The 10522-nt window shown below is 39.7% G+C and carries 8 protein-coding genes and 2 tRNA genes; 2 read left to right on the top strand and 8 right to left on the bottom strand.

Annotated features, from left to right (window positions below; genetic code table 11):
- Positions 1–2258 (bottom strand): calcium-translocating P-type ATPase, PMCA-type (locus tag RYK20_RS10025; RefSeq protein ID WP_314895316.1); only part of this gene is annotated, 2258 nt, incomplete at its 3' end.
- Between the two features lie 135 nt (positions 2259–2393).
- Positions 2394–5669, bottom strand: coding sequence for a DUF2723 domain-containing protein (locus tag RYK20_RS10020; RefSeq protein ID WP_314895315.1), 3276 nt, complete (start codon positions 5667–5669; stop codon positions 2394–2396).
- A 145-nt stretch (positions 5670–5814) separates the two neighbouring features.
- Here RYK20_RS10020 and RYK20_RS10015 point away from each other — a divergent pair.
- A tRNA-Gln gene (locus RYK20_RS10015) sits at positions 5815–5885 on the top strand.
- A gap of 136 nt (positions 5886–6021) precedes the next feature.
- A tRNA-Gln gene (locus tag RYK20_RS10010) sits at positions 6022–6092 on the top strand.
- A gap of 76 nt (positions 6093–6168) precedes the next feature.
- Here the strand turns inward: RYK20_RS10010 and RYK20_RS10005 are convergent.
- The 6 genes from RYK20_RS10005 to RYK20_RS09980 form a co-directional block, all read right to left on the bottom strand.
- Positions 6169–7095 carry a glutaminase gene (locus RYK20_RS10005; protein WP_314895314.1) on the bottom strand — a complete coding sequence of 309 codons (927 nt, stop codon included), beginning with the start codon at positions 7093–7095 and terminating at the stop codon, positions 6169–6171.
- 11 nt (positions 7096–7106) lie between these two features.
- The gene (gene kdsA / locus RYK20_RS10000) at positions 7107–7925 is read right to left on the bottom strand and encodes a 3-deoxy-8-phosphooctulonate synthase (RefSeq protein ID WP_314895313.1); all 819 of its coding nucleotides are present in this window, start codon (positions 7923–7925) and stop codon (positions 7107–7109) included.
- A gap of 20 nt (positions 7926–7945) precedes the next feature.
- The gene (locus RYK20_RS09995) at positions 7946–8644 is read right to left on the bottom strand and encodes a zinc metallopeptidase (protein WP_314895312.1); all 699 of its coding nucleotides are present in this window, start codon (positions 8642–8644) and stop codon (positions 7946–7948) included.
- 80 nt (positions 8645–8724) lie between these two features.
- A complete protein-coding gene (gene cysD, locus RYK20_RS09990) occupies positions 8725–9621 on the bottom strand; it encodes a sulfate adenylyltransferase subunit CysD (RefSeq protein WP_314895311.1) in 897 nt (298 codons plus the stop codon).
- A gap of 77 nt (positions 9622–9698) precedes the next feature.
- Positions 9699–10121, bottom strand: a complete 423-nt coding sequence (locus tag RYK20_RS09985) for an energy transducer TonB (protein ID WP_314895310.1) — start codon at positions 10119–10121, stop codon at positions 9699–9701.
- Between the two features lie 47 nt (positions 10122–10168).
- Positions 10169–10522, bottom strand: a 354-nt coding sequence (locus RYK20_RS09980) for an energy transducer TonB (protein ID WP_314895309.1), incomplete at its 5' end; no start/stop codon positions are given.

Here is a 10522-nt window from a genome sequence, read left to right as displayed (position 1 = left end):
GGAGAGCTGATGATATTAGCGCCACGCGCACGTGGTTTGTCGTTCATCACGCGGTTGCTTGGTGGCAATGATGCTAACGCCAAAGCAGCAAAGGTGTCCATAATGAGGTTCACCCAAAGCATTTGGGTTACAGTAAGCGGTGATTCTACCCCTAAGAAAGCCCCAATAAGCACGATGATACACGCTGCTACGTTGATGGTCATCTGGAAGAGGATAAAACGCTGAATGTTCAAATAAAGCGAGCGCCCCCACATTACGGCTTTACCAATACTGCTGAATGAGTTGTCCAAAATGGTGATATCTGAGGCTTCTTTAGCTACTGAGGTTCCATCACCCATTGAAAGACCTACTTGCGCAGCTTTGAGGGCGGGAGCGTCGTTAGTACCATCACCGGTTACAGCTACTACTTCACCTTTTTGTTGGAGTAGGTTTACTAAGCGAGCTTTGTCAAGCGGACGTGCGCGTGAAATCACACGTAGGTCGCCTATGCGGTCTAAAAGTTCGACATCGCTCATTGCTGCAAACTCTACGCCGGTAATCTGGTTGCGGTCGGTGCAAGTATCGTCCCACAAACGTATTTGGCGAGCGATTTCTCTTGCGGTGCCAGGGGTATCTCCAGTTACAATCTTCACCTGAATGCCTGCGTGCATACATTCTTCAATAGAAGCAGGTACATCAGGGCGCACAGGGTCAGATATGGCAGTGATACCTATAAAATGCAAGCCGTTTACTACGAGCTTGCCGTTTTCTGAGATAATTGCTTTAGGGTCGTCAATCACTTTATACGCAAAACCGATAGTGCGCATCGCTTGGTTTTGGTATTGCAAGAGTTTAGCTTCAAAATCGGCTTGTGAAATATCAGAAAGGAATTTACCGCCTTCGTGGCAGAAAGTCATTACAATTTCAGGGGCTCCTTTTACGTACAACATAGGTTTGCCAAGGGTAGGCGATTGTACCAAAGTAGCCATATACTTGCGTTCGGTAGAGAAGGTGAGTTGTTGTAATACCTCGCTCTCTTCGCGTATCGGCAAGTAGTTAGTGCCTTTGCCGTAGAGCCACAAGAGGAGAGCCCCTTCGGTAGGGTTACCCAATACGCTGGGTTTATCTTTATCGGTGAAATCGAGATAAGCGGTAGAGTTCACCGCCATAGATTCGGCTATAAGTTTCTCATCGGTACCCGCGTTGAAAAAAGTTTCGTAGATGGTCATTTGGTTTTGGGTGAGCGTACCCGTTTTGTCAGTACAAATCACGGTAGTAGCTCCCATCGTTTCACAAGCGTGCATCTTGCGCACGAGGTTGTTAGTAGCCATCATACTGCGCATACTATATGCCAAACTGAGGGTAACACTCATTGGCAAGCCTTCGGGCACGGCTACTACTACTACGGTAATGGCAATCATCACGGTGTTGAGTAGGTAACCTCCAAACGATACCCAGTCGATTGTGTCTAAACTATGGTCAGCACTGGTGAAATACACGATAAGGCGACCTACAATCACCAAAGCAGCTATTGCATAACTGATTTTGGTAATCATTTCTGCCAAATGGTCTAACTGCTCGTTGAGCGGGGTTTTTACGCTATTGTCTATCTGTACACCTTCAAACACTTTACCGTATTCGGTAGCATCACCCACTTTTTTCACCTCAAAAATACAGTGTCCATCGGATACTGAAGTCCCGCGACAGATGTAGTTAGAGGGGTAAGTAGCTTCAGCTTCAAAATCGGCAGGATTGGTAGTTTTGTGTACCATAGGCTCTCCCGTAAGCGTCGATTCGTTCACATGCAACGATACAGCTTCAAGAAGTTCTCCATCGGCTGGCACCTCTTCTCCTGTTTCTAAGATAACCACATCACCTACTACAATATCTTTTTTGAGCACTTGGGTAATGCGTTCATTGCGAATTACTTTATAGTAAATTTCATCGTTTACTTGATTGAGGATTTCAAATTGTTTGTTAGCTTTCTGTTCAAAATAGAAAGCCACTCCAGTAGCCAAAAGTACAGCAAAGAGGATACCTACAGGCTCTAAGAAAGCGCTAATACCCACATTGTGTACCGTAAATTCATAGGCAGATACCCCAAATGAAAAAACAAGGGCTACCAACAAAATAATGATAATAGGGTCAGTAAATTTCTCTAAGAATTGCTTCCAAAGAGGTTCACCCTCTACTGATGAAAGAGAGTTTTCGCCGTGTTTGGCACGACTTTCAAGAACTTGCGCATCGGTAAGTCCTTTGTAATGGTGTTTTTCTGCCATAGTGCTTATTTGAGGTGCAAAAATATAGCTTTTTCAGAAATAAAAAAACTATTTATTTCACAAAATAAAGCAAAGTAAGAACTCTTTTTTAAACCTAGAAAGAGGCTAACTTTATAAGTTAGCCTCTTTTGATTATTATTCCTGCTCATTGGAAGAAGTTTCTTCCGAAGGAGGTGCTTGCTGAGGCGCTTGCTGTTGTAGAAGTCCATAACGCCTAGCAAGGTGGGTGAGCTTATCTATATAGGAATCAAACACTTGTTCCTGTTGTTGTGAAAATTTTTCATCCTCTTCCGAAAGAATCAGTAATAGGCTTCTATATCGGGTCAAGTCTCGCGAAAGATCCTCATACAATGCCTGAAAATCACCTCTGGAAAGGGTCAGATAATACTCCAATCGTTCCTGATATTTCTGAGCTACCTCTAGGAATATTTTACGTGCCTTCTCAGGCTCATTCACCTGATAATAACCCGCAATAAAAGGTTCTATAGAAAAATAATATCCAAAATGATTCACTGGGATACGCTTCATTGCTAGGTCAAGGATATGCTTAGCTTTCTCTATTTTCTCCTCATTTATAAGTGCCTCGGTAAGGCGTGCCAGATTACTTCGGAATACGATGCTATTACGGCGAGTTTCTGGATCGTGATAGATATGAGGATTGTCCATATTTCCCCAATCCCAAGTATTAACAATGTCATACATCAGATCGGTATCAATACGCCCCATATCATAAGGATTTTCCTTATCTATAGGCGTCTTAATAGGTACGAGCTTGTAAGCAAGTCCATCTAGTTGGAGGTAATCTCGCATCCAGATATATTCATCATCACTATAACTACCTCCTGTAAAGTAAATAGGACGTTTCCAATCATTATTAGCGATTATATCAAGCATTAGCAAGCGATTTTTCCCCATTCCATAAGGAAGGGTAATATCAATATATTCAACTATTTTATCTGCATCTTCAGGCTTTACAATACCACTAGCCAATACATTTTCTTTATTGACAGGAATACGGATTTTATTAGTTGGGTAGCTAGAGTAGAGAATATGTTTATTCTCTCCTTCACGCTTAATCTTCATTTTTTTCTTAGGATCATCACTTTTCACCCACTCCATAAAGTCCTTAATGAGATATATATTATCTGTTCTTTTTTGGAAATAAATTGCATCCCGTACCCCATAAGCATACTGAGAATGTACTAGTTCAGAGGGGATAGGATCACTGGTATAGGCTTTGCGCTTCATTTGATCTATATACCAATCGGTTCCCAAAAGAGAGGTATTAATTACCCTTACATCAGTACGATAGTGCTCTACTTCCTGCATATACCACATCCCGAAAGTATCATTATCTCCTATAGAGAATATCATTGCTCCATTGTCTTTGGACACCGAATCCAGATAACTCTTTGCCAAAGTTCTAGCTGTATAACGTCCTGAACGGTTATGATCATCCCAGTTCTCTGCCAGCATACGACCAGGTACTACCAAAAGGCACACTATAACCACCACTGGAGCAAGAAGCTTCGCCGTTATTTTCTCCCTCAGGAGAGAATAAAGTCCATATACTCCCATTCCTATCCATATGGCGAAGGTAAAGAAAGAACCTACCAAGGCATAGTCCCTTTCTCGTGGTTCAAAAGGACGTTCATTAAGATATACCTTCAAGGCTAAGCCCGTGAATAAGAATAAGATAAATACTACCCACCATTGGCGTTGGCTTTTGTTATATTGAAAGAAGAGCCCCACTAATCCTAATAGTAGAGGAAGGAAAAAATAGGTATTTCTACCTCTATTATTTAAGTCATCGGAAGGCAAATTGGACTGAGGATAACCTGTATGCCATTCATCAATAAAAGAAATTCCTGAAATCCAATTCCCGTGATTATTGAACATCTTTCCTTGGATATCATCCTGACGCCCCACAAAGTTCCACATAAAGTAGCGAACATACATATAATCAAACTGATAGCGGAACATAAACCATAAGTTATCGAAGAAAGAAGGCTTTTCCACAATAAATTTATCCTGATAAGTACGCAGAATCTGGGTATAACGCTCGTAATCACCCTTCATAAGGCTTGCCTGAAGCTCTCTATTAATAAGGCTTGTCTCCTGTTCCCCATAATATTCAGGGTCAATTGTATATTTCACTGGAGAGGTAAGAATCATATAGTTAGCTGCGTGCTCACTACTCCACATACGAGGCAGAAGTCCTACGTGCTCGGGATTAGGTGCCTCCAAAGCATCTTTATAATTATTAACAATGATATATTTTCCTGCCTTATAATCACGCTCATACTTAGGCTTCTCATCTATATAATCAATAGTAGGTGCAAACATATCGGTATACATAGGCCCCTTGAAAAGGTATGTTTTTTGATATTGTTCTAAGTTATAATAAGCCAAAAGCAAGCGGGCATCGGTAGGACTATTTTCATTAATTACTGTACCTGCATTGGCTCGGATAGGAATCATTAACCAAGAAGAAAAACCAATAAAAATGAATAATAAGCACAGTGTAGCTGTCTGTAGAAGAGGTCTTTGCTTCTTTTTACTATAATTCAGTACAAAAACAAAGAAAATAATCAGTATAATTCCTACAAAAATAGTCCCAGAGTTAAAAGGTAAGCCTAATTCATTTACAAAAAACACTTCTGAATAGCCAAAAAGAGCTAATGTATAAGGAAGTATCAGCTTAAATATCAATAATAGAATAGAAATAGACAGAATATTAGCTATAATAAAGTTCCAGAAAGTCTTCTTAAAGTGAGACTGGAAGAAATAGAGCATTCCTATGGCTGGAATAGTCAATAACGCCATAAAATGGACGCCAAAGGAAAGCCCCACAGTAAGTGATATAAGGAGTAACCACTTATCGCCCCGTGGAGAATCCAGATTATCTGTCCACTTAAGCCCTAACCAGAACATTGCTGACATAAAGAGCATTGCCATTGCATATACCTCTGCTTCAGTCGCATTGAACCAAAAACTATCTGAAAAAGCATAAGCTAGTGCTCCTACTACTCCACTCCCTAATAAGGCAATTGCACTTCCTTGAGAAAGGGTAGCTTCCTTGCTTAAAATGAGTTTCTTTGTAAGATTTACGATGATAAAATATAAAAATAATACCGTAAAAGCACTTGAGAATACTGAAATAAGATTCACAAAGAAAGCTGTTTTCTCAGGTGAGGGAGAAAAGGAAGCAAAGAAAGCCCCTACCATCTGGAAGAAAGGTGCTCCTGGGGGATGCCCTACTTCTAACTTCGCTGAAGTAGCTATATATTCTCCACAATCCCAGAAACTTACAGTGGGCTCCACAGTACTAATATATGTTAGTAAGGCTATAAAAAAGACACTCCAACCTGTAATGAGATTATACTTATCAAAATGTTTCTGTAGCTCCATTTTTATCTTTTTAAAAAAACGAAGCAAAGGTAAGAATATTTATTTTATTGACCTAAATAATTTTGAACAAGATTTTTTTTATTTTTTTTCTCAAAAAACTTGCAGATTCAAAAAAAAGTTGTACCTTTGCACCGCAATTGGGAATTGGTCTATGGTGTAATGGTAACACAGCAGATTTTGGTTCTGTTATTCAAGGTTCGAGTCCTTGTAGACCAACAATTTAGAAATTCTTCTGAATTGGGTTAATCATATTATTATAGTTTAAAGTTATTTGAAAAAAGCAATCTTAATTGGTTGCTTTTTTTATTGTGTAATTCAAAAAAAAGTCGTAACTTTGCCCCACAATACACAATGGTCTATGGTGTAATGGTAACACAACAGATTCTGGCTCTGTAATTCAAGGTTCGAGTCCTTGTAGACCAACTAAAAAAGGTATAAACATTTCATTTATACCTTCTTCCTTCAAACAAAAATATTTTTCTATCAATCACTTCAAATTTTAGAAAACAGAAATCTGTGTTTGCATTGTAAATCCTTCCAAGAACTTTACACCTCGGTAAGAATTTCCCTTGTCATTCAAGCGTGGGCTCCATACAGCAATTGCATAATGACCAGGCATAATAGCTACAATCCCTCCTCCTACGCCACTCTTACCTGGAAGTCCTACTCGAAAGGCAAATTCGCCAGACTCATCATAAAAACCACAAGTTTGCATAATCGCATTGATACGCTTGGTATATATGTGTGGAAGTATGCGCTTTTGATTATGGAGTGTAATTCCATCATTGGCTAAGAAAGTGAATACATAAGCTAGCGATTCACAGGTTAGTTCTATAGAACAGAGCTTAAAATAGAAATCCAAAACTTTTTCGGGCTCATTTTCTATATTTCCAAGAGATTTTATATAGTAACAGAGTGCAAAATTACGGTATCCCACTTCTTTTTCAGAAGAAGCTATGGCTTGAGAATAGTTAATAGTAGGATCATTGGCTAATTCTCTCACAAAATTCAAGAATCCTTCCTCAGCATTCTTAAAATGAGACAGTAAAATATCACAGATAACTATTGCCCCTGCATTAATCAAGGGGTTACGAGGGATCCCATTATTAGCTTCTAGTTGTAATAATGAATTGAACGATGTTCCCGAAGGCTCTACCGACACCCGCTCCCATATACTATCCCCGAAAATATCATATGCCAGAGAAAGAGAAAGCACCTTGGCTATACTCTGTATAGAAAATTTTTCTTGATAATCCCCTATTCCAAAGGTATTTCCCTCTAGTGTATGAATAGCTATTCCAAACTTATCAGGACTGATATTAAGGAGTTCAGGGATATAAGTAGGGATTTTTCCTATATTTTTCCCTTGATATACCTTATTATAGATTCCTGTAATGGTCTTTGCATAAGCTGTTTGTTCGTTCATAGCCCTTTTATTTAGAAAGAATTGATTGTTTTTCGGATGGCTACCAAGCGCGCAAGTAAGCCCTCAAGCAAGTCTAGATGAAGCATATTTGCCCCATCACTTTTGGCGTTGGCAGGGTCAAAATGCGTTTCTATAAAAATTCCATCTACTCCATTGACAACACCTGCACGGGCAATGGTCTCAATCATATCTGGACGTCCTCCCGTAACCCCTGAGGTCTGGTTAGGTTGCTGTAGAGAATGGGTAATATCCAGTACTACAGGGGCATACTGTCGCATTGTAGGGATTCCCCTGAAATCTACTATCATATCCTGATAACCAAACATCGTACCCCTATCGGTAATACAAACCTGCTCGTTTTTACAATCACGTACTTTCTGAACAGCATACTGCATACTCTCTGGACTCATAAACTGTCCTTTCTTGAGGTTTACAGCCTTTCCTGTGCGAGCTGCTGCAACTACCAAGTCTGTTTGCCTAACCAAAAATGCAGGAATTTGTAATACATCCACGTACTGAGCGGCAAACTCCGCATCTTTTACTTCGTGAATATCGGTTACAGTAGGCACCTGAAAGGTCTGAGAGACTTTCTGTAGAATCTTCAGCGCTTTCTCATCTCCAATTCCTGTAAAAGAATCTATTCGGCTACGATTTGCCTTCTTAAAGCTCCCCTTGAATATATAGGGTATTTCAAGAGAATCTGTAATTTTCACAATCCTTTCTGCTATACGCAAAGCCATATCTTCCCCCTCTATAGCACAAGGTCCCGCCAAGAGGAAGAAGTTATTGGATTGTAAGTGCTTGATATGAGGTATTTTTTCTAAATCCACTTTTTCAACTAATTAAATCGTTATTCTCTACTACTTCCCACAAGCCTATAAGCCCAATAAAGGAGCTGAGCTAAGGAACCTAAAGCCGCCACTAAGTAAGTACGAGCTGCCCATTTAAGGGAGTCTTCAGCCCCTGCATATTCCTGTTGGGAAACCATATTTTTATTCTTAAGCCACGCCAAAGCACGGTTACTTGCATCATACTCTACAGGTAATGTGATAAAGGAAAAAAGAGTAGTTACTGCAAAAAGTATAATCCCAAACAATGCCAGATAATAGCCAAAACCTACCTTAACTCCTGCTCCTAGAAGAAGACCTCCAAAAATAAGCCACGGTGAAATATTAGAAGAAATATTCACTGCAGGAACTAGCTGAGAACGAAGGGTAAGCCAAGCATATGCCTGTGCGTGCTGTACAGCGTGCCCACATTCGTGAGCGGCTACTGCTGCGGCAGCGGCATTACGTTGGTTATATACAGCTTCACTGAGATTCACCGTCTTATCCACAGGGTTATAGTGGTCTGTGAGCCTCCCAGGAGTTGAAATGACTTTTACATCATAGATACCGTGGTCTTGAAGCATTTTTTGGGCTATCTCTGCTCCACTCATTCCATTACGCAAATGCACCCTAGAATAATAATCAAACTTGCTTTGCAAACGATTACTCACCAGCCAACTCACCAGAGCAATGGCTCCAATAATCACATAATAAAGTATCATAATCTTTTAATTCTTATTTTGTTACTCTTTATATATCACTAAAATTATGCCAAAAGAAGAAACTGACAAGATGTCATTTTTTAAAAATATCCTCCTTTTTTCCTATCCTCCATAGCAGCTTCAGTAACGCGGTCATCGATTCGGGTTTCTCCACGCTCGGAAATACGAGAGGCAGAAATTTCACGTACTACTTCTTCCAATGTAGTGGCTGTACTCTCTACAGCAGCAGTGCAGGTCATATCACCTACAGTGCGGTAACGTACTTGCTTACTGAGGATTTTATCATTCTCATCTATCTGAATAAAAGGAGAAACTGCTATCAGGCGACCTTCGTACTCAATTACCTCTCTATTATGAGCAAAATAGATAGAGGGAAGTTCTATATTCTCCTGCTGGATATAGCTCCATACATCTAGTTCTGTCCAATTGGAAATGGGGAATACACGTACATTTTCTCCCTTGTGGATTCGTCCGTTATAGATATTCCACAACTCGGGACGCTGGAGCTTAGGATCCCATTGCCCAAATTCATCTCTAACCGAAAAAAAACGCTCCTTTGCCCGTGCTTTCTCCTCATCACGACGTGCTCCACCTATACAAGCATCAAAGTGAAATTCTTCAATCGTATCAAGTAATGTATGAGTTTGTAGCCAGTTACGAGACGCAAATTTTCCTTTGGGTTCAGTAAGTCCTTTAGCTTTAATGGTATCTTCCACTTGGCGAACAATCAGCTCAGCCCCGATACGCTTGGCGAGAGCATCACGGTAAGCGATGGCTTCGGGGAAGTTGTGTCCTGTATCAATATGTACCAGAGGAAAAGGAATCTTCATAGGAGCAAAGGCTTTTATCACCAAATGTACCAAGGTAATTGAGTCCTTTCCTCCACTAAAAAGGAGTGCAGGGCGCTCAAACTGCGCTGCTACTTCGCGCATCATATAAATACTTTCTGCTTCTAGTTGCTTAAGATGTTCATTCATAAAATTTTCTTATTTTAGAAATCATTTTTGAGAGTTTGTAGAAAAATCAAATCTGATGGATAAATAAGCTCTATTTCTCAATCCATCTTAAAGGCAATAGGATACTTATAGATCGTCGGTACAGGTTTTCCTCGCTGCTCTGCCGGAGCCACTTGGGGAAAACCTTCGAATATCCTTCGAGCTTCTTTTTCTAAAATTGGCTCTTTCGCTTCTACCTCTTTTATAGTGAGAACGCCTTTATTATCTATCAGAAGTGTTAGCTCCACCCTACCTTGTATTTTTTTCTTTATGGCTTCTTGGGGATAACGAAATTTATCAAGCACCCAGTCATCCAAGCATTTTTTTAAAGAGATTTGTATAGTATTCCCTTTATCATCAGTATAAAGACAACGCGCCTGTTTTTCTATCAGGACAAAAGGGATATCCTCCTCTTCCTGTGCTAGCAAGGGAAAAGAACTAAAAATAATAGCTATAAAATATAGAATCCTACTTACTTTCATAATATTTTTAAGAAATAAAATTACAATTTATTTTCTACATATACAAGTCAGTTAGCGAGTCTGAATACGATAGGATAGTTATAGAGAATATTTACAGGCTTGCCTCTTAGTAGGGCAGGGGAGAACTGAGGGAATCCGTCAAATATCCTACAGGCTTCTTCTTCCAAGAGGGGATTACGCCCTATAATTTCTTTTATAGAAAGAATACCCTTTTTATCTATCCTGAGTTGTACGATTACTCTGCCTTCTATCTTTTTTTCTACAGCTTCCTGAGGATATCTATAATTCTTTATTACCCATTGATCTAAAAAATTCTTGAAAGGTATTTCCTTTGTTTCTCCTGTAATTGTATCTGTTTGTACGTAATAAGGGTGTTTCTCTATCAGGAAAAAAGGGATATC

The organism is uncultured Capnocytophaga sp., from assembly GCF_963525585.1.
Classification (GTDB): Bacteria; Bacteroidota; Bacteroidia; order Flavobacteriales; family Flavobacteriaceae; genus Capnocytophaga.
Note: the sequence above shows the minus strand (reverse complement) of the source record. Positions and strands in the feature narration are given on the sequence as shown.

Bases quoted from the DNA above. Each gene is read 5' to 3' on its own strand.
- RYK20_RS10020 (WP_314895315.1), bottom strand. From the start codon at position 5,669: ATGGAGCTACAGAAACATTTTGATAAGTATAATCTCATTACAGGTTGG.
- RYK20_RS10005 (WP_314895314.1), bottom strand. From the start codon at position 7,095: ATGAACGAACAAACAGCTTATGCAAAGACCATTACAGGAATCTATAAT.
- RYK20_RS09995 (WP_314895312.1), bottom strand. From the start codon at position 8,644: ATGATACTTTATTATGTGATTATTGGAGCCATTGCTCTGGTGAGTTGG.
- cysD (WP_314895311.1), bottom strand. From the start codon at position 9,621: ATGAATGAACATCTTAAGCAACTAGAAGCAGAAAGTATTTATATGATG.
- RYK20_RS09985 (WP_314895310.1), bottom strand. From the start codon at position 10,121: ATGAAAGTAAGTAGGATTCTATATTTTATAGCTATTATTTTTAGTTCT.